Annotated in this window: 22 protein-coding genes; 12 read left to right on the forward strand and 10 right to left on the reverse strand. The window is 71.3% G+C overall.

The window, feature by feature from the left end:
* The first annotated feature begins 126 nt into the window (after positions 1-126).
* Together NCG93_RS07365 and NCG93_RS07370 are read left to right on the forward strand one after the other, a co-directional pair.
* Complete coding sequence (locus NCG93_RS07365; protein ID WP_194414599.1) at positions 127-972, forward strand: transposase; 846 nt, start codon at positions 127-129, stop codon at positions 970-972.
* A gap of 86 nt (positions 973-1,058) precedes the next feature.
* Entirely contained in the window at positions 1,059-1,856 is a 798-nt protein-coding gene (locus NCG93_RS07370; protein WP_241741895.1) for a GTP pyrophosphokinase, read from the forward strand.
* Between the two features lie 189 nt (positions 1,857-2,045).
* On the opposite strand, the gene NCG93_RS07375 is transcribed toward NCG93_RS07370, so the two are convergent.
* Positions 2,046-2,687, reverse strand: a complete 642-nt coding sequence (locus NCG93_RS07375; protein WP_194414598.1) for a TetR/AcrR family transcriptional regulator — start codon at positions 2,685-2,687, stop codon at positions 2,046-2,048.
* A gap of 82 nt (positions 2,688-2,769) precedes the next feature.
* Between NCG93_RS07375 and NCG93_RS07380 the strand changes: the two genes are divergently transcribed.
* From NCG93_RS07380 to NCG93_RS07395, 4 genes are all read left to right on the forward strand, one after another.
* Complete coding sequence (locus NCG93_RS07380; protein ID WP_194414597.1) at positions 2,770-3,945, forward strand: ABC transporter permease; 1,176 nt, start codon at positions 2,770-2,772, stop codon at positions 3,943-3,945.
* A gap of 139 nt (positions 3,946-4,084) precedes the next feature.
* Entirely contained in the window at positions 4,085-5,284 is a 1,200-nt protein-coding gene (locus tag NCG93_RS07385) for a cation:proton antiporter (protein WP_194414596.1), read from the forward strand.
* Positions 5,281-5,766, forward strand: coding sequence for a glutaminase (locus tag NCG93_RS07390; RefSeq protein WP_194414595.1), 486 nt, complete (start codon positions 5,281-5,283; stop codon positions 5,764-5,766). Before NCG93_RS07385 ends, NCG93_RS07390 begins: the two co-directional genes overlap by 4 nt.
* A 107-nt stretch (positions 5,767-5,873) precedes the next feature.
* On the forward strand, positions 5,874-6,674 hold the full coding sequence (locus tag NCG93_RS07395) for a TspO/MBR family protein (protein ID WP_194414594.1): 801 nt from the start codon (positions 5,874-5,876) through the stop codon (positions 6,672-6,674).
* A 1-nt stretch (position 6,675) separates the two neighbouring features.
* On the opposite strand, the gene NCG93_RS07400 is transcribed toward NCG93_RS07395, so the two are convergent.
* A complete protein-coding gene (locus NCG93_RS07400; protein ID WP_194414593.1) occupies positions 6,676-7,419 on the reverse strand; it encodes a glutamine amidotransferase-related protein in 744 nt (247 codons plus the stop codon).
* Positions 7,420-7,708: 289 nt separating this feature from the next.
* Here NCG93_RS07400 and NCG93_RS07405 point away from each other — a divergent pair, with 289 nt between their 5' ends.
* The 4 genes from NCG93_RS07405 (at position 7,709) to NCG93_RS07420 (ending at position 12,978) form a co-directional block, all read left to right on the forward strand.
* Positions 7,709-8,221: an RNA polymerase sigma factor gene (locus NCG93_RS07405; RefSeq protein ID WP_241741894.1), complete on the forward strand. Its 513-nt coding sequence runs from the start codon at positions 7,709-7,711 to the stop codon at positions 8,219-8,221.
* On the forward strand, positions 8,211-8,678 hold the full coding sequence (locus NCG93_RS07410) for a hypothetical protein (RefSeq protein WP_194414592.1): 468 nt from the start codon (positions 8,211-8,213) through the stop codon (positions 8,676-8,678). The genes NCG93_RS07405 and NCG93_RS07410 overlap by 11 nt, the downstream gene beginning before the upstream one ends.
* 72 nt (positions 8,679-8,750) lie before the next feature.
* A complete protein-coding gene (locus tag NCG93_RS07415; RefSeq protein ID WP_241741893.1) occupies positions 8,751-10,388 on the forward strand; it encodes a S8 family peptidase in 1,638 nt (545 codons plus the stop codon).
* A gap of 103 nt (positions 10,389-10,491) precedes the next feature.
* The gene (locus NCG93_RS07420; protein ID WP_194414591.1) at positions 10,492-12,978 is read left to right on the forward strand and encodes a CHAT domain-containing protein; all 2,487 of its coding nucleotides are present in this window, start codon (positions 10,492-10,494) and stop codon (positions 12,976-12,978) included.
* A 198-nt stretch (positions 12,979-13,176) separates the two neighbouring features.
* Here the strand turns inward: NCG93_RS07420 and NCG93_RS07425 are convergent, their stop codons facing one another.
* Positions 13,177-13,941 carry a LysR substrate-binding domain-containing protein gene (locus NCG93_RS07425; RefSeq protein WP_194414590.1) on the reverse strand — a complete coding sequence of 255 codons (765 nt, stop codon included), beginning with the start codon at positions 13,939-13,941 and terminating at the stop codon, positions 13,177-13,179.
* Positions 13,942-13,976: 35 nt separating this feature from the next.
* Between NCG93_RS07425 and NCG93_RS07430 the strand changes: the two genes are divergently transcribed.
* Positions 13,977-14,375: a DUF1304 domain-containing protein gene (locus tag NCG93_RS07430; protein ID WP_194414589.1), complete on the forward strand. Its 399-nt coding sequence runs from the start codon at positions 13,977-13,979 to the stop codon at positions 14,373-14,375.
* Positions 14,376-14,378: 3 nt separating this feature from the next.
* On the opposite strand, the gene NCG93_RS07435 is transcribed toward NCG93_RS07430, so the two are convergent.
* From NCG93_RS07435 to NCG93_RS07450, 4 genes are all read right to left on the reverse strand, one after another.
* A complete protein-coding gene (locus tag NCG93_RS07435) occupies positions 14,379-14,948 on the reverse strand; it encodes a thermonuclease family protein (protein ID WP_194414588.1) in 570 nt (189 codons plus the stop codon).
* Between the two features lie 44 nt (positions 14,949-14,992).
* Entirely contained in the window at positions 14,993-15,400 is a 408-nt protein-coding gene (locus NCG93_RS07440) for a transferase (protein WP_194414587.1), read from the reverse strand.
* Positions 15,401-15,539: 139 nt separating this feature from the next.
* Positions 15,540-16,946, reverse strand: a complete 1,407-nt coding sequence (locus NCG93_RS07445; protein WP_194414586.1) for an aspartate aminotransferase family protein — start codon at positions 16,944-16,946, stop codon at positions 15,540-15,542.
* A 19-nt stretch (positions 16,947-16,965) separates the two neighbouring features.
* A complete protein-coding gene (locus NCG93_RS07450) occupies positions 16,966-18,534 on the reverse strand; it encodes a CoA-acylating methylmalonate-semialdehyde dehydrogenase (RefSeq protein ID WP_194414585.1) in 1,569 nt (522 codons plus the stop codon).
* 113 nt (positions 18,535-18,647) lie between these two features.
* Between NCG93_RS07450 and NCG93_RS07455 the strand changes: the two genes are divergently transcribed.
* A complete protein-coding gene (locus NCG93_RS07455; protein ID WP_206687635.1) occupies positions 18,648-20,285 on the forward strand; it encodes a PucR family transcriptional regulator in 1,638 nt (545 codons plus the stop codon).
* Between the two features lie 18 nt (positions 20,286-20,303).
* Here NCG93_RS07455 and NCG93_RS07460 read toward each other — a convergent pair whose 3' ends face one another.
* The 3 genes from NCG93_RS07460 to NCG93_RS07470 all read right to left on the reverse strand — a co-directional run bounded on the left by NCG93_RS07460 (position 20,304) and on the right by NCG93_RS07470 (position 23,170).
* The gene (locus NCG93_RS07460) at positions 20,304-21,347 is read right to left on the reverse strand and encodes a zinc-dependent alcohol dehydrogenase family protein (RefSeq protein WP_194414584.1); all 1,044 of its coding nucleotides are present in this window, start codon (positions 21,345-21,347) and stop codon (positions 20,304-20,306) included.
* A 63-nt stretch (positions 21,348-21,410) separates the two neighbouring features.
* Complete coding sequence (locus NCG93_RS07465) at positions 21,411-21,743, reverse strand: cupin domain-containing protein (RefSeq protein WP_194414583.1); 333 nt, start codon at positions 21,741-21,743, stop codon at positions 21,411-21,413.
* Positions 21,740-23,170 carry an NAD(P)/FAD-dependent oxidoreductase gene (locus NCG93_RS07470; protein WP_194414582.1) on the reverse strand — a complete coding sequence of 477 codons (1,431 nt, stop codon included), beginning with the start codon at positions 23,168-23,170 and terminating at the stop codon, positions 21,740-21,742. The genes NCG93_RS07465 and NCG93_RS07470 overlap by 4 nt, the downstream gene beginning before the upstream one ends.
* Positions 23,171-23,282: the final 112 nt, after the last annotated feature.

The raw sequence follows: 23,282 nt of genomic DNA on the forward strand, positions 1-23,282 counted from the left end.
TCCTGAACCCTTGACCGAGCCGGGGGCTCGGCGAGGCCCCCGCACGTCGGCCGCCGGGGCAACGCTTCGCGCGCCTCGTGCGCGGAAATCTCCCCTTTCGCGATTCCCGGGGACGAGAATGGGCGGATGCCGCAGGCCGACGCTGACGAAGAGCTCGACGCGATCGCGGCCGAGCTCTACGTCCTGCCGCCGTCGGAGTTCACCGCAAAGCGCAACGCGCGGGCCGGCATGGCGGCCGGATCCCTGGCGAAGCAGATCAAGGCGCTGCGCAAGCCCACCGTCGCCGCCTGGGCCGTGAACCTGCTGGCGCAGGACGGACAGCTCGCCGACGCGGTCGAGCTGTCGGCGGCGCTGCGTGAGGCGCAGGACGACCTCGACGCCGCCGAGCTCGGCCGCCTCGGCAAGCAGCGGCGGCAGCTCGTGGCGGCGCTCGCGAAGCAGGCCGTCGGTCTCGCCCGAGATGCAGGCGGCACCCTGAGCGCTGCCGCGCAGGAGGACGTCGCAACGACGATCAACGCCGCGGTGATGGATGCCGCGGCCGCCGCCGCGGTGCTCACCGGCCGGCTCGTCACGGCGCTCGAGGCCGGCGACATCGAGCCCGCTGCGCTCGCCGAGGCGGTCGGGGGATCGGTCCCCGGCGTCGAGGCTCCGCCACCCCGGGACGACCTCGCGGAGCGGCGTGCCCGCAAGGCGGCCGAGAAGGCCGCGCGGGAGGCGGAGCGGCTCGCCAACGAGGCCGAGCGGGAGCTCGCCCGCGTCGACGCGCGCCGCGCCAAGGCGCAGGAGCGCGTGGACCACGTGCGCGAGCGGATCGACGACCTCCGCCGCGACCTGGCCGCCCTTGAGAAGGACGAGCAGGCGGCGGCCCAGAAGCTCGACGCGATCGAGCGCGAGCGCACGGATGCGGCGGCGAAGGCCCGCGATGCCGCGAAGGAGTCCGAGCGCGCCCAGGCCGAGCTCGACGACGCCTGACCACCACACGATCGGCCGGGCGACGCAGGGCCGCGGCATCCGCGTTTCACAGGACTCTCGTAGGCCCGCCGCCTAGCGTCGAACGCATGGCGACTCCCGCACCATTGGTGCCCGCGACGGCGTCCGACGAGGGTGAGATCACGGTCTCGCCGAGCGAGTTGAGGGAGCTGCGCGACGAGCTGCAGCGCTTCATGATGGAGTACCGCTTCGGCCTGCAGGAGGTCGAGACGAAGATCGGCATCCTGCGCGACGAGTTCCTGCTCACCCACGACTACAACCCGATCGAGCACGTCTCGAGCCGCGTGAAGTCGCCCGACAGCCTGGTCGAGAAGGTGCAGCGCAAGGGCATCGACGGCGACTTCGCGTCGATCCGGAGCAGCATCACCGACATCGCGGGCATCCGCATCACGTGCAGCTTCACCGCCGACGTGTACCGCCTCTTCGACCTGCTGACCGCCCAGGACGATGTGCGGGTGCTGCAGGTCAAGGACTACATCGCCCAGCCCAAGCCCAACGGCTACAAGAGCCTGCACGCGATCCTCGAGGTGCCGGTGTTTCTCTCGACCGGCCGCATCGAGGTGCCCGTCGAAGTGCAGTTCCGCACCATCGCCATGGACTTCTGGGCGAGCCTCGAGCACAAGATCTACTACAAGTACGCCACGCAGGTTCCGGACGAGCTGCTCGAGAGCCTCAAGGACGCCGCCGACACCGCTGCCGAGCTCGACGCTCGCATGGAACGCCTGCACCGGCAGATCAAGGGCTCGAGCGCCGGGCAGGCCGCGCCGGTCGCCGTGCGCGAGATCACGGGCGCTCCCGCTGCGGCGGCGGGCGATCCGGATGCCGCGACCCGGCCCCGCGACGACCGCGGAGTGCGCGCGGTCTGACGCGCGTTTCGTCTCGCTCGTTCCTCGCTCGCCCGTAGGACCGAGACGAAACGCCTCGGTCCTACGGGCGGCGTTCGTCTCGCTCAACGAGCGGACGGAAGGTATCGGTCGTTGAGCGAGGGAGCGCCAGCGACCGAGACGAAACGTCCCGGGCCTCCGAGCGGCGTATGGTCCTGGACGCTCGTGGGTTCAGCACCCGAGGACGGCACTCGTCCCGGTGAGGTACTCATCGACGTCGCGCGGGCCGAAGACGGCGGTGTTCGCGATGTATCCCTGCGCGAGGGCCACGATCGACCGTGCCGTGTCGGCGGCGAGAGCTTCCGCCGGCCCGAGCTCCCCCGAGGAATCGGGTGCCGCGGCTGACGCATCCGGAGCCGGGACCGCGCCCCCCGTCTGTGCCCGCGCCCACGGGCCGATCGCGTGAGTGAGGGCCGCCCGCAGACGTCCGGCCGTGCGGAGCATCTCGTCGTGCAGCCCGGGCTCGACCATCGCTTCCCCCCAGAACTGCAGGACCAGCGTGGTTGACAGTCCGGCCTCGCTGAACGTCGTCAGCATGCCGCGCAGCGCCTGACGCGGAGTGACGATCTCGTCGCGGTCGCCGGCGGCCTCCAGCGCGTCCAGGCGTGGCAGGAGGAAACGCCCCACGACGTAGCGCGCGAGTTCGACCTTGTTCGAGAAGTGCGAGTAGATCGCCCCCGTCGACAGGCCCGACTCCTCGACGATGTCGGCGATCGAGGTGTCGCGGACGCCGTTGCGCTCGAGCACCCGCAGCGCGGCGCGCGCGATCTCGTCGCGGCGGGCTTCGCGGTAGGCGTCGGTGACCTTCGGCATAGAAACAGAATAGCCATTCTGTTATGGTGACAAACAGAACAACCATTCTTTTTAGCTCACCATCCATGTCAAGGAGGTCGCGATGTCCCTTCATCGCGAGGCCCGGCCGAACTCGGCCCGCCCCACCCGCTGGCCCGTCGCTGCGGCGTTCGGGCTCCTCGGCTCGGTCATCGTCGCCATCATCGTGATGGCGTTCGTGTGGCCCGCCGCCACGGCGCAGCCGCAGAATCTGCCCGTCGGCATCTCCGGGCCGGCGGAAGCGGTCAGCGCCGTCGAAGACAAGCTCGCCGCACAGGACCCCGCGCCCTTCGACCTCAGCGAGGTCGGCTCCCGCGACGACGCCGTGTCGCAGATCGAGTCCCGCGAGCTCTATGGCGCGATCCTGCTCGGCGAGGAGCCCGAGGTGCTGATCGCCACCGCCGCGAGCCCCGTCGCCGCGCAGGCTCTGCGCGGGGTCGCCACCCAGCTCCAGGCGCAGATCGACACCGCCGCGAAGACGGCGCTCACCGATCAGCTCACCGCGATCGTCGGCGCGCTGAAGTCCGGTCAGATGCCCCCGTTGCCCGAGGGCGCTGCAGGCGTCCCTCCGGCGATCCCCACGGTGACCGTGACCGACGTCGTGCCGCTCGCCGAGGGCGACAGCACGGGCGCCGGGCTCGCGGCATCCGTCTTCCCGCTCGTGCTGGGCGGCATGCTCGGCGGCATCCTGCTGACCCTGCTCGTGCAGGGCGTCGTACGGCGGCTCATCGGGCTCGTCGTCTTCGGGGTCGCCGCGGGCGCGCTGATCACCCTGGTGATGCAGACGTGGTTCGGGATGCTGGCCGGCGACTGGCTGCTGAACGCCACCGTCATCGGCCTCGGCGTGAGCGCCACGTCCGCGCTCATCATCGGCCTCGCGGCGCTGATGGGTCCTCCGGGCATCGCCGTCGGCGCCATCATCACGATGTTCATCGCCAACCCGATCGCCGGGGCTGCGATGCCGCCGCAGTTCCTGCCGGAGCCGTGGGGAGCGGTCGGCCAGTTCTTCGTGCCGGGCGCGTCGGCCACGCTGCTGCGGTCGGTGATGTACTTCCCGGATGCCGCGACCGCAGCGCAGTGGATCATCCTGGGCGCCTGGCTCGTGGCAGGTGTCGTCCTCGCGCTCATCGGGCACCAGCGCACGCGGGCCGAGTTGACGCCGCCGGAGCGCCAGCTGGAGCCTGCCGAGGACCTGGAGGCTGCCGACCAGCTCGAGCCCGCGGTGCCGCTCGCACGCTGACGAGGCGCGTGATCCGGCGCGACCGACGCCGGATCACGCGTGCGCCGCGCCGACCCGGCGGACGATGTCGCTGCGCGCGTACCCGCGCGAGACGGGCGACCCGCGTGGCGCGGCGACGCACCATCGCTAGTCTGTTCGCGTGGATGACCTCGAGCCGACACTGCTGGTGGTACCGCTGCTGGCCGTCCTCGCCCCGCTGCTGACACGAGGGCTCGGGCGGTGGATCCGCATCCCGGTGGTCGTCTTCGAGCTGCTGCTCGGCATCATCGTCGGTCCCGCCGTCCTCGGCTGGGCCGCGCCGTCCGAGTTCATCGAGGCGCTCTCGGAGTACGGGCTCGCGATGCTCTTCTTCGTCGCCGGCACCGAGATCCAGTTCGGCTCGTTCCGGGGCCGCTTGGGCCGTCGCGCGTCGCTCGGCTGGCTCATCAGCCTCGCCGCGGGCATCGCCGCCGGGTTCCTGCTGGCGCCGGGCGAGGCGGCGATCGTGATCGGCGTCGCACTCTGCTCGACCGCGCTGGGCACCCTGCTGCCCATCCTGCGGGACGCCGGCGAGCTGCCCACGCCGTTCGGGCAGGCCGTCGCGGCGATCGGGGCGGTGGGGGAGTTCGGACCCCTCATCGCCATCTCGATCTTCCTCGGCGGGCGTGAGCCCGGCGTGTCGACGGTGGTGCTGGTGCTCTTCGCGGTGGTGGCCGGCCTGGCGATCTGGCTCGCCTTCAAGATGCCCCGCGGTGCGATGCACGCCTTCGTGAGCTCGACCCTGCACACCTCGGGGCAGTTCGCGATCCGCGTCGTGTTCCTGATCCTCGCGGCCCTCGTGTCGCTCAGCATCGTGCTCGACCTCGACATGCTGCTGGGCGCCTTCACCGCCGGCATCGTCTGGCGTCTCGTCATGCGCGACGCCACCGAGGCCGATCGCGAAGCTGTCGAGAGCAAGATCGAGGGCGTCGCATTCGGGTTCCTGGTGCCGGTCTTCTTCATCTACACGGGTGTGACGTTCGATCTGCAGGCGCTCCTGGAACAGCCGCTGCTCTTCCTGCTGCTTCCCGTCGGCCTGGTCGCCCTGCTCATCGTGCGAGGACTGCCGTCGATGCTCGCCGCCCCCGTCGGGTCCACCCGGCGCGAACGTCTGTCCATCGTCCTGCTGGGCGCCACCGCCCTGCCGATCATCGTCGCGGTCACGGCGATCGGCGTGGACGAGGGCATCCTCACCACGACGCACCAGGCGGTGCTCATCGCCACGGGCATGCTCTCGGTGCTCCTGTTCCCCCTCATCGGCATGGCACTGCGCGGCGACAAGGTGAACGCGGGCTCGGCTCTGCAGGACGACATGGCGTGAGCACCGCCGCCCTCTTCGACGCCGCTCGCGCCCGCCTCGCGGCGGCGCCGCGGGAAGCGCTCGGCGAGCTCGTGGTGCCGCGGCGCATCCTCGGCGTCGCTCGGGCCCCGCGTGTCGAACGTCGGGGAGAGGCCTGGCACCTCGGCGTGCTGCTGCTGACGGATGACGCCGTGCTCGCGACGGGTGAGATCGTCCGTGCGCGGGAGGAGGCCCGTCGCGGCTACACCGCCGAGTCGCAGCGCCGGCGCGCCGAGCTCGCCGCAGCGGCGCGCCGCGGCGGCTTCGCCGAGGGCGAGACGGTGCATCTGGGCTGGCGGATGCTGCAGCCCGCCGTCGTCGACGCCGGCAGCGAGTCCGGACCCCTCGCCGTGGTCGGCGGGGTCCCGAGCGTGCGCTGGAGCTCGGCGGGCGGCCTCATGACACTGGAGGCATACCTCGCCGATCGCGTGGCCCTGCTGCTCGATCCGCCGCGGGGCGCGTAGGCCGGGAGGCGCGTGGGCCGAGGTGCCGCGCAGGCTCGCCGCTACCCGGTGGGGCCTGCCCTGTCAATACGCTCAGCCGGTCCAGGTGGGCGCCGTACGGTGTCGACATGGCCGCTCGGGATCTCACACGCCAGATCGTCGTCATCAGCGCGTTCTGCTTCATGATCATCGCCGCCATGGTGGGCACCGGCCTGTTCGGCGGCACGGCGGTGCAGGATCTGCAGAACGGCGCGCTCGATGAGGACGGCTCATATCTCGCCCCCGCCAGCCCGGCGTTCTCGATCTGGTCGGTGATCTACGTGGGCCTCTTCGCATACACGATCTGGCAGGCGCTGCCCCGGCAGAGGGGAAGCGAACGACAGCGCGCGCTCGGCTGGCTCATCGCGGGCACGATGGCGCTGAACGGCCTGTGGCTCGTGATCGCGCAGTTCGGCTCGCTCGCGATGACCGTCCTCGCCATCATCGTGCTGCTGGCCGTGCTCGGCGTCACGTTCCACCGCACGGTCATCGAGCCTCCGGACGGCTGGGTCGACAGACTGCTCGTCGACGGCGTCACGGGTCTGCACCTCGGCTGGGTGACGCTGGCGACCGTCGCGAACGCCACGGCGTGGCTGACGTCGATCGCGCCCCCCGAGTGGGGGGATGCCGCCGACCTGTGGGGCGTCCTGGTGCTCATCGTCGTCGGAGTGGTGGGGCTCGGAATCGAGGCGGCGAGCCACTGGCGGCTGGCGCCGGCGCTCGCTCTGGCGTGGGGGCTGAGCTGGCTCGCAGTGGCCAGGCTCACCGGCGAGCCGTCCAGCTCCGCGATCGGAGTGACGGCCCTCGTGGTCGCCGGGGTGATCCTCGCCGCAGGGGTCATCGGAACGATTCTGCGCGAGGTGACCGGCCTGCGAAACGCCGAAGCCTGACTCAGGAGGGCGAGTACCGCTCCGCGAACGCCCGCAGCAGGCGAGCCGGTTCCGTGACGGATGCCGCGAGCACGCGCCCCGCGATGGCGTCGTAGTCCGCCGAGTCGAAGTAGCCGTCGTCGCGGTACACCGCCATGCGCTCGGTGAACGCCTTGGCGGTCGGCTCCGGGTGGAACTGCGTGGCGTAGAGCCTGTCGCCCACCCGATACGCCTGGACGGGGCATCCGTCGTTCGATGCCAGCAGAACCGCGCCATGGGGCAGTTCCTCGGTGCCCTCCTTGTGGGCGGTGAGCGCCGTGAAGCGATGGGCAAGACCCCCGAACAGCGGGTCGGTGCGGGCGGCATCGCCGAGTTCGACGGTGACGGGGCCGGTGTCCTCGGGGAAGGCCCGGCTGACGATGCCGCCGAGGGTGCGCGTCGCGACGCCGATGCCGTAGCAGGTGAAGAGCGCGGCCGGTCCCATGCTCGATGCCGCGTGCTCGGCGATGCGCGCGAGGTCGGCCTCGAGGCGGCGCTGCGCGTCGGTCTTCGTCGACTCCGGGTCGGTGACGTTGAACGGGCTGCCGCCGATGAGGAAGCCGGCGTAGCGCTCGAAGGCGTCGTCGGGAAGCCCTTCGCGAACCAGATCGAGACGCGCGAGCCGGCTCTCGTCGAGGCGCATCGCCGCCCGGAACGACTCGTATTCGGCGGCGGCCGCGCCCAGCTGCGGGCGTACGCAGACATAGAGCAGCGGCGCGGTCGTCATGCAGGAATTCTAGGTCCCGGGTCGCAGAGCGAGCGAAAGGGGCGACATCCGCCGTCTTCGTCGAGGATTCGTGTATCAAACCCGCACTATCGCGCTCGGGCATGGTGTGGACAGAATGGGCGCTATGACGCAGGCCGGCGCCGAGGCTGGGGCCCCGCAGCCAGACGATCCGCGTGACGCAGCAGCGGCACGCGGTGAGGCGACGGGGCGCGTCGACTCTGCGGAGCCGGCGCGATGGGAACGCGCCGCCGCACTCTTCGTGCGGTGGCGTGAGGGTGACAGTCGTGCGATGGACGAACTCGTCCGCCTGATGACGCCGCCGCTGTGGCACGTCGTTCGGGCGTACGGAGTCGACCCTGCGCTGGCACAGGACGTCGTGCAGACGACCTGGCTGACGCTCGTCCGCCGTCACGAGACCATCAACGACCCGCTCGCAGTGTCGGGATGGCTCACGATGTGCGCGCGCCGTGAGGCGTGGCGTGTCGGCAAGCAGCATCGGCGCGCCGATGCGACCGAGGCCGAGACACTCGAACCCCACCTGCCTGTCCACGAATCCGCCGAGCAGACCGCCGCGCAGGACGACGAGACCCGTCGCCTCTGGACAGCGGTGGCCACGCTCAACGATCGATGCCAGCGTCTGCTGCGGATCGTCGCGTTCGAGGACCGCCCCGACTATGCCCGCATCGCAGAGGATCTTGCGATGCCCATCGGATCGATCGGACCGACCCGCCAGCGCTGCCTCGCGAAACTTCGCGCCGTCCTCGAGGGCGACGGATGGAGAGGTGACGACGATGGACACTGAGGACTTCGCGGCAGACGCCGCGCTCTTCGCACGGATGCGCCGGATGTGGCAGGACGTCGATCCGGTGCCCGCCGGGCTCGTCGACCGCATGGTCGCCGCTGTCGCCGTCGAGGACCTGTCGCGCGAGTACGCCCTGCTGACGTTGGTCGAGGGCACGCTGGCGGCCGTCCGTGGTGAGACCGACACCGCGACGCTGCAGTTCAGCGACGGCACGACCAGCGTGCTGCTGCATGTGACCGCCACGGAGGACGGCGGCAGACGCGTGGACGGATGGGTCGATGCCGCGGCTCTCGCCATCCGGCTGGTGCAGGGCGACCGCGAGTGGTCGGCCGAACCGGGCGAGCACGGACGCTTCGCCTTCGACGAGGTCACGCCTGGGGTGGCGCGACTCCGCCTGGTCGTGCGGGACGCCGACGGCGCCCTGCGCGACTTCCAGACCCCGCAGTTCGAAGTCTGACGAGACGACGGATGCCTCGGCCGAGGCATCCGTCTCGACCCCTGAGTACAGAGCCTTTCGCGAGAGGGAACGATGGCCAACCCGAATTTCAATGCCAGCCCGCCGCGCCTCGGATGGCGCGAGCGTGAAGCCCGCCACGTGCGCGGCGCGATCCTCGACCCGGGGCTCGTCGCGCCGGGCGAGGCATCGCCCACGCTGTACGAAGCCGACGTGCTGCTGATCACCGCGCAGGCGCAGACCACCCAGCGCGGCGTGGCCGCGCCGCCGACGCTCGATTCCGTCGCCGCCGGACTGGGCTGGGTCCTCACTCCCGAAGACCTGGAGGATCCCATTCCCCCGCGTGGAGCAGGCAAGGTGGTGGCGCGCTCGGCCGCGTCCGCGCGCCGTCGCGGCACCGCGACGACCCGCCGGGTGCGCATCGCGCTGGCTCAAGCGGCACCCTCGGGCAAGCCGGAGACGCCGCCCGACGCGTGGCGGCTGCTCGTGGAGGCGCGCCGCAAGGGCATCACGGGCCTCGGCCTGAACCACATCCTGACCACGGACGCGCTGGGCTCGAACCCCTTCACGGGCAATCCGTTCACCGGAAATCCGTTCACGGGGAATCCCTTCACCGGCAACCCGTTCACCGGCAATCCGTTCACAGGCAACCCCGCGGGAATGGGGGGCTATGCGTTTCCCGGCCTGGGCGGCCGCCAGCCCGTCGCGTATGTCGGTCCGGATCTGCCCCAGCCCACGCTCGCCGAGGCCGAACGGCCGGTGGTCGCGATCCTCGACACCGGATGTGGCGAGCACCCCTGGCTGAAGGAGGCGCGGATCAATCCGGCCGCGGTCTACGGCGGCGAGATCGGGATCATCGACGGCACGACGGACCCCGAGGCGTTCACGTCGCTCGACAGCCCGCTCGATGGTGTGGTCGACAGCGCGGCCGGCCATGGCACGTTCATCGCCGGCCTCGTGCTGCAGGCGTGTCCCGAGGCGCGGATCCTCCCGGTGCGAGTGGCTGACTCCCAGGGGGTGATCCTCGAGAACGACCTGCTCGCCGCTCTCGGACGGCTGGTCGCGCTCATCGACGACGGCTTCCGGCTCGATGTCGTGAACCTGTCGTTCAGCTACTACCACGAGTCTCCGAAGCGCGAATCGATCGACAGCGAGCTGTACGAGCTGCTGACGCAGCTGCGTGAGCGCGGGTGCGTCATCGTGTGCTCGGCCGGGAACGACGCCACGGACCGGCCGGCGTCGCCGGCGTCGTTGCATCACTGGGTCGGCGATGACTGCGGGATCGCGCCGGAGGGCGACATCGCCCCGCTCGTCACGGTCGGCGCCCTCAATCCGTCGGGCCGCTCGGTCGCGCTGTTCTCCAATATCGGCGAGTGGGTGCAGACGTTCGTGCGAGGGGTGTCGGTGCTCTCTACGATCCCGACGAGCTTCCAGGGCGGCGTCCAGGCCGACCTGCGCAGCGACGAGTACGACCGGCAGCGCGAGACCCTCGACCTCGACGACTTCCAGTCGGGGTTCGCGGTGTGGAGCGGAACGTCGTTCGCGGCACCGGTCATCGCCGGAAGGATCGCCGCGAAGCTCGCAGGGAAGCGGCCGAAGCCGGACCCGAAGAAGAAGCCTCTCGTGGCGACATCGCAAATCAAGGCGACGGTGAAGGCGTGCGGCGACGTCGTAGCCGACTCGGCGAAGGAGGACCGCTCGAGACTGCGCTGAACCGGCGCCTCCGCGACGGGTCGGCGCGGGGCATCCTTGCGAGCGGAACGGCTCCGGCGGTGAGGCGTCGACAGGCGAGCGCGCAACGCGCCATGCTGTGTGGATGACCCTCACCGCGGCTGAACTGTACCGTCGCGGCCGCGCACACCTGAACGCCGGACGCAACGCCGCGGCCCGACGGGAGTTCGCGCTCGCTGCCGCCCGCACCGACGATCCGGACCTGCTCGCCCGCATCGCCGGTTCCACCGCCGCTGTCGTCATCCGCCAGGGCGACCCGAGCGCCGCCGAGCGGCTGTGCCGGGAGGCGCTCGCCTATCCAGGGCTCTCACCGCACACGTCCGCGATGCTCCATGGCCAGCTCGGGCTGCTCGCGCTGGAGCGCGGAGATCTCGATGCCGCGATCGTCTGGTTGGACCAGGCGATCGAAGGAATCGGGGACGAGGCCGAGCACCGCGCGCCGATGCTGCTCAATCGCAGCCTCGCGCACATGCGGGCGGGCCGCTTCGGCGCGGCGCGCGCCGACCTCGAACGCGCCGCCCCCGACTATGCGGCCACGGGCAACGACGTCGAGCGCGCCATGGCGGTGCACAACGCCGGATATGCCGCACTGCTGGAGGGCGACCTGGTCGCTGCGCTCTCGACGATGGCCACGGCCCGTGACGCCCTCACCGCGGCCTCCGCGGTGAACGCGGCAATCTGCGACCTCGACCGCGCGGAGGTCCTCCGCGACGCGGGGCTGGTGGTGGAAGCGGAGGCCAGCCTCACGCGCGTCGCCCAGACGTTCGGTGCGCACCGCATGCCGCAGGCGCGGGCGGAGGCGGAGTTCCACCTCGCCCGTGCGCTGCTCACACATGCTCCCGCCCGCGCGGAAGTCGTCGCGCGTGGCGCCGCGCGGCGGTTCCGTCGGGTGCACGCGGACTGGTGGGCGCTCCGTGCCGACGCCATCGCAGTGCGGGCAGCACTGCTGGCCTCGATCCCCGATGGGCGATACAGCACGGGCGATCGCATCGGCGTGCCGGCACGGCACGTCGATGTCGGCGCGTCCGAGGACGTGGCCGAGGCGTTGCGGGGGTACGGGTTGGAGGCAGAGGCCGAAGCCGTCGAGCTGACCGCGCAGCTGTGGCGGGCGCGGATGGGAATCGATGACGGGGGGAACGGCCGCGTGCGCGTCCACGCGAGCGCCCCGATCCAGCTCACCCTTCTCACCCGCCAGGTGCAGGCGGCGCGCGCGCTGGGTCAGGGGCGCGAGGACCTGGTGCGTGCCCGGGCCGCCGCCGGTCTCGAGGCGCTCAGCGACTGGCAGGCATCGTTCGGAAGCCTCGATCTCGCGACGTCGCTCGCCATGTACGGGGAGGGGCTGATCTATGCGGGACTCCAGTCCGCCGTTCGGTCGATGCGGCCGGACGTGGTGTTCGAGTGGTCCGAGCGAGCCCGTTTCCTGAATCAGGAGGTCGTGCCGCTTCGTCCGCCGCCCGATCCCGAGTTGGCGGCGGATCTCTCGGAGCTGCGTGCGCTGCGCGTGGAGGGTGGCCCGGACTGGCTGGCCTCGGAGCGCGCTCGTGAGGTCGGCGAGCAGCTCCGTCAGCGCCAGTGGGCCGCCTTGGGCGCGGCGGGCAGGCGCCCTCGCGCATCGCTCGAGGAGCTGCAGGCGGGGCTCGACGACGAGACGGCATCCGTCTCCTACGTGTTCGATCGCACCGGGATGGTGGCCGTCGCGGCGCGGCGGGATCGTGCGCGGGTGGTGCAGATAGCGGCGTGGCCGGAGGTGGCGCGGAGCGTCGCCGCGCTGCGGGCGGAGGCGGACGTGAGCGCCGCCGTCCGCGCCGGCCCGATGGCCGCCGTCGTCCAGCGCTCGCTCGACGATCGTGTGGCGTCGCTATCCGCAGCGCTGCTCGATCCGGTGGCGGAGGTCGTCGGCGACCGGAGGCTGGTGCTCAGCGTTCCCGGCATCCTGGGCGGCATCCCGTGGGCGCTGCTGCCGGCTCTCCGTGGGAGGGTCTTCACCGTCGCCACCTCGGCGTCCCAGTGGCTGGCGACGAGGGAGTACTCCGCTGTTCGGCGAGTCGCCTTCGCGGCGGGGCCGCGAGTGGAGCGGGCCGGCGAGGAGGTGGCGCGGGCCGCGGAGGCGTGGCCCGATCCCATCGTCCTGCGCGATGAGGACGCGTCGGTCGTCGCACTGACCGGCGCCGCGTCGCGCGTCGACATCCTGCACGTCGCGGCGCATGGCCGCCATTCCGCGGAGCACCCGTTGTTCTCGGGTCTGCAGCTGCACGACGGAACTCTGTTCGGTTACGACGTCGACCTGATCGAGAAGGTGCCGGCCACGGTCGTACTGTCGGCGTGCGAGGTGGGCCGGTCGTCGATCCGCTGGCATGAGGAGGCCGTCGGGATGACCCGCGTCTGGCTCCATGCCGGGTCGCGCAGCGTCGTCGCGGCGCCGGTCGTGGTCGCCGACGACGCGGCCTGCGAACTTCTCGGAGCGATGCACGAGAGTCTCGCGGCGGGCGTCGCCCCGTCGATCGCACTGGCTGAGGCGTATCGGCGCACCGGCATCGTCGCCCCGTTCCAGGTCCACGGCGCCGGTTTCTGAGATTTCTCACATCCTGTGTATCAGGGTGGCAGGCGAGGACTCTTGGTCATCGGAACGGCTCGTGCACGCCGACCGGGGGGCCGGGTGCCGAGCAGAAGGCCGATTCTGGGGAACGCAGGTCGGGCTGCGGGTCTTCGCGCCGATCCATGAGGGGTGCCGCACTGGGGGCGGCGCCCCTCCTCCGTATGCCCGTCGTACTCAGGCCCGCGAGGAGTTCGCGGTGCGGCCGCGCACGATGCCCACGAACGCGTCGACGGCGGGTGTGGTGCGCTCCGCCGGCCACGCCAGCGCGACCGTGGAGGCGGGGCCGTCCAGCAGCGGCCGGTACTCGACGTCCTTGCGCTGGTGCAGCCGAGCGAGCGACATCGGCACCACGACGATCCCTACCCCCGCGGCCACGGTCGCGATCGCCTCGCCCGTGTCGGCCGGGGGAGCGAACCGGGGCTTCTCGGTGCCGGGTGCACGGATGCCGAGGACGTCGTCCTGTGGAACGATCAGCACTTCTCCGACGAGGTCGGCCGTGTCGAGCTCTGCGGCGGCCGTCAGGTGCGAGTCCTTCGCACAGACGACGACCGGCACCTCGTCGTAGAGCGGGATGACGTGAAGCCCCTCCTTGTCGATCGGCAGTCGCACCAGCGCGGCGTCGACCTCACCCTCGACGAGAGCCTGTCGCTGATCGGCGAACGCCAGGGGCACCAGCTCGAGGCTCGTGCGCGGCATCCGCTCCTTCCAGGTGTCGATCCACTTGCCCGGTGTCGCACCGGGGATCGCGCCGAGGAGGAACGTCGTCGGCATGGGCGGCTGGGCGGGAGGCGTCGGCGACGGCCCGGGCGACGGCTGCGGCCGCTGCGCGTTCCGGGGCTTCGCGGGCTTCGCCTTCGCCGCGGAGCCGGATGCGGCGCCACGGCGCGTGCCCGCGGCATCCCGTCCCCGTCCGCCTGTGCGCGACCCGCCCTTCGCCATACCGTTCAGCGTAGCCCGGGCGCTATGGTTCGCTCATGGTGGCTATCCTCGCAACGGTCTTCGCAGCACTGGCGGCGCTGCTGCACGTCTACATCTTCGTGATGGAGAGCGTGCAGTGGACGCAGCCCAAGGTCTGGAAGCGCTTCGGCGTCGCCGACCAGGCGGCGGCCGACACGACGAAGCCGATGGCGTACAACCAGGGGTTCTACAACCTCTTCCTCGCGATCGGCGTCGTGATCGGTCTGGTGCTGATGTTCGCAGGATCGGATGCCGCGCCTGTGCGCGCCGCCGGACTCGCCCTGGTGCTGTTCGGCCTCGGCTCGATGGTCGCTGCGGCGCTCGTGCTGCTGACGACGGGGATGCGCTACCTCCGGCCAGCGCTCATCCAGGGCACCCTGCCGCTCATCGGGTTCGTGCTCTTCCTCTTCGCCTGACGGTCAGCCGCACGCACCCCATCGGCCCGCGTCGGCGGCGACCGCCGCCGACTCGAGGGAGCGGAGGAGCGCCTCCTGGCTGCGGTTGGGCGAGTAGATCTCGACGCGCGCATCACCCTGCGCCACGAGTTCACCGTTGACGAACTGGCCGTCGGGCGTCCAGACGTAGAGCAGCGTCCGACCGTACTGGTCGTGCACCTCGGCGTCCGGCGCGACCCAGATCGTCGACCCCGGGGGCACGAGAGCGGTCAGCTTCGCCGTCGCCTCCGAGCCCCAGCAGTCAGGTTCCGGCGAGATCTCAGGGGTGTCGATTCCCAGCAGGCGGACGCGCGTCGACTCGACATCAGTGACGACGGCGTTCGGCGTCGCCGCCCGAGCGCGCAGCGTGTCGCCGTCGTGCACGCTCTCGACGGTCATCTCGAACGCCTCCGACGGGATCACGGGAGTCGTCGGTGCTGCGCCGGGCGTCGCGAGGCCGACCTCTGCCGAGTCGCGGTCGTGCCCGGCCCACCACCAGATCGCCGCGCCCGCGACGGCGAGCACGAGGATTCCGATGAGGACGCGCCTGAACACGCCGTGAGCCTATGCGGTGCTCCCGACGCTCCGCGATCGCGGAGTCAGGCCGCGAGCCGAAGACCCCGCTGGTCGGTGGCGACGCGCTCGCCGTCGGCGATCGTCTGGTCGTCGCCGATGAGCGAGCCCCCCGCGACACGGGCGTCGTGACCCACCTGGGTGCGCACGCCGATCTTGGCCTTCGGCCCGATCGCCGCACGCGGCCCGATGTGGGCGTGCGGCTCGATGACGGCGTCGGGGCCGATGACGGCATCCGTCTCGACCCAGACACCGCGGCCGACGTGCGCGCCCGCCGCGATCTGCACACCCGGCTCGACATACGATCCCGCTTCGACGACGGCACTCGGGTGCACCTTCGCTCCGTGCGCGATCAGACCACGGCCGTTGACATGCTTGCGGTAGCGCAGCGTCTCGCCCTGGTCGTTCTCGATGTCGATGTAGTTCTTGCCCACGGTCCCCTCCTGGAGTCAGCACATGGTGCTGAGTACAGAAATAACCGAGGGGGCGGGACATATATTCCCGCGCATCGGATCGATTCGGATGCCGCGATCGCGCGCATTCGGGAACCTCGGGTCCGAGGGGCGCAGCCGCTCAGCCCGCGACGAACTCGTCGGCCGCCGAGAGGGCATGGTCGATCACGTCGAGGCCGCGGTGGAGCTCGTCTTCGGCGATCACGAGCGGCGGGGCGACGTGCACGCGGTTGAAGTGCGTGAAGGGCCACACGCCCTCGCGCTTGCACGCCGCGGCGACGGCGACGACAGGTGCGGCATCCGCTCCGCTCGCGTTGAACGGCACCAGCTGCTCGCGGGTCTCGCGATCCTTGACGAGCTCGATCGCCCAGAACAGGCCCATGCCCCGCACATCGCCGACGGACGGATGCCGTGAGGCGATCTCGCGCAGCCGGGGCTCGACCACGCGCGCACCGAGGTCGCGGACGCGCTCGAGGATGCCGTCGCGCTCGAAGACCTCGAACGTCGCCACGCCCGCCGCGCAGGCGAGCGGATGCCCGGAGTAGGTGAGCCCGCCGGGGAACGACACGGTGTCGAAGTGCGCCGCGATGCGGTCGGAGATCACGACGCCGCCGAGCGGCACGTAACCCGAGTTCACGCCCTTGGCGAAGGTGATGAGGTCGGGCTGCACATCGAACGCCTGGAACGCGAACCACTCGCCCACGCGCCCGAAGCCCACCATCACCTCGTCGGCGATGTACACGATGCCGAAGCGGTCGCAGAGCTCCCGGACGCCGGCGAGGTACCCGGGCGGTGGCACCAGCACGCCGTTCGTGCCGACGATCGTCTCGATGAGGATCGCGGCGATCGTCGAGGCGCCCTCGAGAACGATGGTCTGCTCGAGGTGGTCGAGCGCGCGCTGCGTCTCTTCCTCGGGGCTCGAGGAGTGGAACGCCGAGCGATAGGGGTACGGGCCGAAGAACTTCGCGGTCGAGCCGTCGCCCGGCTCGTTCGGCCAGCGCCGGGGGTCGCCGGTCAGCGAGATCGCGGTCGTCGTGTTGCCGTGGTAGCTGCGGTACATCGACAGCACCTTGCGGCGCCCGGTCACGAGCCGCGCCATGCGGACGGCGTTCTCGTTGGCGTCCGCCCCGCCGTTCGTGAAGAAGACCTTCTCGAAGCCGTCGCCCGCGACCTCCGCGATGCGCCGGGCGAGGTCGCCTCGCACGTCGTTCGCCATCGACGGCTGGATGGTCGCAAGACGGCCCGCCTGTCGCTGGATGGCCTCGACGAGATCCGGATGCTGGTGGCCCAGGTTGAGGTTCACGAGCTGCGAGCTGAAGTCCAGATAGGCGTTGCCGCTGTAGTCCCAGAACATCGATCCCTCGCCGGCCGCGACGGGGAGCGGGTCGATGAGCGCCTGCGCGCTCCACGAGTGGAACACGTGTGCGCGGTCGTCCGCGCGCACGTGTGCGTCGGCCTCCAGGTCGGGGAGCGCCCGGGGGGCACCTGCCGGGTCGGCGTAGACGGCGGCGGCGAGCGTGTCGGTCATGGGGAGTCCTTGAGTCCGGTCAGTGGTTCTGGGGGAAGCCGAGGTTGATGCCGGTGTGGCCCGAATGGCTGCGCGTGGCGGGGTCGAGCCAGCGGCTGGTGATGGCCTTCTCGCGGGTGAAGAAGTCGAACCCGTGCGCGCCGTAGGCTTTCGCGTCGCCGAAGAGCGACTGCTTCCAGCCGCCGAACGAGTGGTAGGCGACCGGGACGGGAATGGGCACGTTGATGCCGATCATTCCGACCTGCACCTCGTTCTGGAACCGGCGGGCGGCTCCGCCGTCGTTGGTGAAGATCGCGGTGCCGTTGCCGAACCGGCCCGAGTTGATCAGCTCGATGCCCTCGTCGTAGGACTGCACGCGCACGACGGAGAGCACCGGTCCGAAGATCTCCTCCTGGTAGGCGCGCGAGGTGGTGGGGATGTCGTCGATCAGGGTGGGCCCGAAGAAGAAGCCGTCCTCGTGGCCCTCGACCGTGAGACCGCGGCCGTCGACGACGATCCTCGCGCCGTCGGCCTCGGCGATGTCGACGTACTCCGAGACCTTGTCGCGGTGGACGTCGGTGATGAGCGGGCCCATGTCGGGCTCGATCCCGTCCGCACCCGCGCCGTTGCCGATGCGCAGTCTCGCGATCCGCTCCTGGATCTTGCCGATGAGGTCGTCCGCAACTGGCTCGACAGCCAGCACGACCGAGATCGCCATGCACCGCTCGCCGGCGGCACCGTAGCCCGCATTGACGGCCTGGTCGGCGACGAGTTCGAGGTCGGCATCCGGAAGCACCAGCATGTGGTTCTTGGCGCCGCCGAGCGCCTGCACGCGCTTGCCGTGCTTCGACGCCGTCTCGTAGATGTACTGCGCGATCGGGGTGGAGCCGACGAACGAGATGGAGGACACGTCGGGGCTCTCGAGAAGTCCGTCCACGGCGAGCTTGTCGCCCTGCAGCACCGTGAACACGCCATCCGGCAGCCCGGCTTCGCGCCACAGCGCCGCGAGCCACAGCGCCGCCGACGGATCCTTCTCGCTGGGCTTGAGCACGACGGCGTTGCCGGCCGCGATGGCGATTGGGAAGAACCACATCGGCACCATCGCGGGGAAGTTGAACGGGCTGATGATGCCGACGACCCCGAGCGGCTGCTTCAGCGAGTACACGTCGATGCCGCTCGAGGCGTTCTCGCTGAACGCGCCCTTGAGGAAATGAGGGAAGCCGGTCGCCAGCTCGACGACCTCCTGGCCGCGCAGGATCTCGCCCATGGCGTCGGACACGACCTTGCCGTGCTCGGCCGTGATGATCTCGGCCAGTTCGCGCTTGCGGGCGTTCAGCAGCTCGCGGAAGCTGAACAGCACCGACTGCCGGCGGGCGAGGGAGAACTGCGACCACACCTCGTATCCGCGCAGGGCCGACGCGATCGCGGCGTCGATCTCGGCCTCGTCCGCCAGCGCGACCTGCGCCGACACGGCGCCGGTCGCCGGGTTGTAGACGGGGGCCGTGCGGCCGGAGGTCGACGCCCGCTCGCCGCCATCGATCCAGTGCGGGATCACCCGCACATCCGCCTCCGTGGTCGCCGTGGCGACAGCGGTCTCGGCAATGCTCATGGGTGGCCCCTTTCGGCGTCGGACAGATCGTGTGGCGATCCCTTAGGCTTGGCGCGTCCCAGCCTGTCAGAGAAGAAGAGGCCAATACGGTGCCCGACCGTCGCGAAGATCGCATGATCCAAACGGATCGTCCGGCTGATCGAACCGCCGATGAGACCCTGCCGACCGTGCGCGAGGTGATGGCGCTCGACGCGGTCGCGCACGGTGTGCCCGAAGTGCTCGTCGGCGACGAGGCCCTCGACGCGCGGGTGCGCTGGCTGCACGTCTCCGACAGCGCGGGCGTCGCCCGCCTGCTCGACGGCGGCGAGCTGCTGCTCTCCACGGGTTCGTCGTGGCCGGCCGAGCCCGCCGACCTGCGGCGGTTCATCGACGAGCTGGCCGACGCCGGTCTCTCGGGTCTCGTGCTCGAACTGGGCACGCACTACCGCTACGTGCCCGCGGTGGTCGTGGAGGCGGCCGCCTCGCGCAGGCTCGCGCTCATCGTGCTGCACCGCGAGGTGAAGTTCGTCACCGTCACCGAGGCGGTGCACAGCCGCATCATCACGGGGCAGACCGACGCGCTGCGGGCGCGGGACGAGGTGCGCGAGCGCTTCACCGCCCTCGTGCTGCGCGGCTCGCCGGCCGACTTCATCGTGTACCAGGTGGCGCAGACGCTCGGCGCCCCGATCCTGCTCGAGAACCTCGGCTACGAGGTCGTGGCGGCCGAGGTGCCGCTGGCGATGGAGGAGGAGCTCTTCACCGACTGGGAGCTGCGCTCCCGCTCCGCTCATCGACGCTCCGAGCAGCGGCGCGAGCGCGGCGCGGCGGCGGGCGCCGACGACTGGCTCATCGTTCCGGTCGAGGCGCGCGGCATCCGGTGGGGCAACCTCATCGCGCTGCCCGGTCCGGAGCATGCGGCCGGCCGCATGGCGGTGCTCGAGCAGGGCGCGATCGCCCTCGCCGTCGGGCGTCTCGCCGACGGTGACGCCGACGAGTGGGTCCGCATCGGCCGTCGCCGCCTGGTGGACGGACTGCTCGCAGGACGCTTCGCAGGTGTCGGCGGGGCGGCCGCGCGGCTGGAGGCGGCGGGCCTGCCGCTGCGCGGCGCCCAGCTGCACGGTCTCGTCGTGTCGAGTGCGCCCGTCGCGGCGGAACGAGCGGATGCCGCGGCCCGCGCCCTCCGCGGACGCGCCCTCGCCGGTTCGGCGCCGACCGGCGTCGCACCGCCGGCGGCGACGATGCTGGTGTCGCTCCCGCCGGACGCGGAGTTCGACGATGCCGCCGTGGTGGCGTTCGTGCGGGCGCTCGTCGACGCCGCAGACCTCGAGCGGGTCACCGTGTCGGTCGGTCGCCGCGCCGAAGGCATCGACGCGGCTCTCGCGTCGGTGCACGAGGCCGTCGACCTGGCAGGCGGCCGACGTCGTCGAGCAGGCCGCGGACCCCACCTCCGCCGCGCCGAGAACCGCCCGCTCGTGCAGCTGGTCGCGGCGCTGCGCGACGACCACCGGGTGCTCGAGCACGGCGAGCGCATGCTCGCACCGCTCATCGCACACGACCTGGCGCGCTCCGGTGATCTGCTCGACGTCCTCGAGGCGATGCTCGCGCACCCGGGCAATCGCACGGCGGCGGCCGGGGCATCCCATCTGTCCCGCTCGGTGTTCTACCAGCGCATCGCGCTCATCGAGGAGCTGCTGGGCGCCGACCTCGACGACGGCGAGACCCAGACCGCGCTGCACCTGGCGCTGCTGGTGCGGAGGTCTGCGGGGCGCTAGCGACGACGACGGCTCGACTCAGGGCCGGCGCGGGTCGATCATCGTCATGCCGGCGGGGGTGGCCCGCTCGAGCGCGGGCAGCAGCGATGCCGCCTCCGACAGCCCGACGACGCGCTCGATGAGCGACTCGGGGCGGAGCGTGCCGGACGCGATGAGCGCCAGCATCCCGGGATAGTCCACCGCCGCCATACCGTGACTGCCGAGCAGGTCGAGCTCCCACCCGATGACCCTCGACATCGGGACGCGCGGGTGCCCGCCGACCGGCGGAAGCAGGCCGATCTGCACGTGCCGTCCGCGTCGGCGGAGGCTGAGGATCGCGTCGCTGCAGGTCTGCTCGCTGCCCACGGCATCCACCGACACATGTGTGCCGCCCTCGCTCAGCTCGTGGACGCGCGCGGGCACGTCGTGGCCGTCGGCGAGCACCGCATGGTCTGCGCCGAGACGGGATGCCGCATCCAGCGCCGGCCGGCTGCGGTCGACCACGATCACACGGGCGCCGAGGGCCTTCGCGATCATGACGGCGCTGAGGCCGAGGCCGCCGGCGCCGACGACCGTCACCCACTCGTCGGGCGCCAGCCGGGCACGGCCGACGAGGCCGCGGTACGCGGTGGCGAAGCGGCATCCGAGCGCCGCGGCCGCTTCGAAGCTCACCGAATCCGGGATCGCCACGAGGTTCGCGTCGGCGGCGTGCAGCACGACGGATTCGGCGAACGAGCCATCGTGCGTGAAACCCGGCTGCGTCTGGTCGGGACACACCTGCGCGTCGCCCTGCCGGCACCATTCGCAGCGTCCGCAGCCGCACACGAACGGCACGGTCACGCGGTCGCCGACGTGCCAGTCCGTGACCCCATCGCCGACCTCCCCGATGACCCCCGCGAGCTCGTGGCCCGGGACGTGCGGGAGCGAGATGTCGTCGTCGTGCCCCGCCCAGCCATGCCAGTCGCTGCGGCACAGCCCGGTGGCGCGCACGTCAACGACCACGCCGCCGTCCGGAGCGGTGGGCGACGGGACATCACGGACCTCGGGCGCGACGCCGAAGGCGTCGTAGACGACTGCACGCATGCGCCCATCGTCGCACCCGTGCGGGCCGCGGATCCGGGATGCTGCGCCCCGGGGCGGCTGAGCCTAGCCGGCGACGTAGATCTTGCGAAGCGTCTCGTGCACCGTCCAGACCGTCTGCATGCCTGCCGTCAGCCGCACCACGGAACCCGGTGACAGCGCCACGGGCGCCAGCGAGGAGTCCGAGAACGACAGGGTCGCGGAGCCGGCCAGGACGACGAAGACCTCGTCCGCCTCGACGTCGGTCGAGGTTCCGCGGGTGTGCTCCCACACGCCGATCGTGTCGGTCAGCTCGACGAAGCCCGCCGAGGGGGAGCCCGACAGCACCTGGTCCGCGGGCAGCCGCTCCAGCGGAACGGCGACGGCCGCGGCATCCACTCCCACACCCGGGACGATCACGAATCGAACCCCAGCCCGACCGCGTCGAGGGTCTTCAACAGCAGGTTGCGCTTGCCCCGATTGTGGTCGGCGCGGTCCAGCGACCAGCGCGTGGCGTTGATGCCGATCGCGGCGGCCGGCTCGGGTGGGAAGGGAAGCGGGCGCTTGCGCACCATCTCGAGCGCGGTGCGCTCGTTCGAGACGCCGTCGAGCAGGTCGAGCATGACCTCGCCGGCGAAGCGCGTCGATCCGACGCCGAGTCCGGTGAATCCTGCGGCGTAGGCGACGCGGCGCTCGCGGGCGGTGCCGAAGAACGCGGTGAACTGGGTGGACGTGTCGATCGCCCCCGCCCACTGGTGCGTGAACCGCAGCCCCTCGAGCTGCGGGAACGTCGTGAAGAAGTGACCGGCGAGCTTCGCCCACGTCTCGGGGCGCTGCTCGTACGCAGGATCGACCTTCCGTCCGTAGTGGTAGACGGCGTCGTACCCGCCGAACAGGATCCGGTTGTCCTTCGTGATCCGGTAGTAGTGGAACTGGTTCGCGAGGTCGCCGATGCCCTGCCGGTCCTGCCAGCCGATCGACGCGACCTGCGCGTCGGTGAGCGGCTCGGTCATGAGCACGTAGTCGTACACCGGCACCGTCATGAGCCGGTTGCGCTTGATGAGCGAGGGGAACACGTTGGTGCCGAGCGCGGCACGGGATGCCTCGACCCGGCCGTCTGCGGTCGCCACGACGACGCCCGGACCCGTCGTGTCGAGCCCGGTCACGTGCGAGCGCTCGAAGATCTCGATCCCCCGCTCCTCGCACACGCGGGCCAGTTCGGCCGCCATGCGTGCAGGGTGCACCATGCCGCACGCGTCCTTCTCCCAGACTGCCGCGAGATACGTGGGCGAGTGGACGGATGCCTGGGCCTCCGCCTGATCGAGATAGACGACGCCCTCCTCGCCCTCGGCCGCCCATTCCTTCAGCCATTCGACCTGATGGGGTTCGACAGCCGGCGCCAGCTGGCCGGTGCGCTCGAACTGGAAGTCCATCCCGTAGCGGGCCTCGGAGGCTTCGATCGCGTCGAGGTTCTCGCGGCCCAGCCGGTCGAGGAGCGGCATCTCGTCGGGCCAGCGGGCCACGCCGTTCTCGTGGCCGTGCGTGAGGCTCGCCTCGCAGAAGCCGCCGTTGCGGCCCGAGGCTGCCCAGCCGACGCGCTGCGCCTCGAGGATCACCACCTTCGCGCCCGGGTCGCGTTCGGTGGCGAGCAGCGCGGTCCACAGGCCGGTGTAGCCGCCGCCGACGACGACCAGGTCGGCGCGGTGCGTGCCGACGAGCGAGGGCCGGTCGGGCCGCAGGCTCTCGGGAAGGTCGTCACGCCAGAAGACCGCGTGCCGGGTGCCGGCGAGGGAATGCTGGACGACGGATGCTGCCGGCCGCTGTCGTTCGAAGACGGTCGTGCCCACGGTTATCAACTCCGATGCGGGTGTCTGGTGCTCCCATCCTCGCCCGTCGACCGCCGTGGTGCAGGCCCCGCGTGTCGCAAGTTGTCCGTCGGCCGGACAGGTTGTCGCGCCG

This window comes from Microbacterium yannicii (assembly GCF_024055635.1).
In the GTDB taxonomy this organism is placed as follows: Bacteria; Actinomycetota; Actinomycetes; order Actinomycetales; family Microbacteriaceae; genus Microbacterium; species Microbacterium yannicii.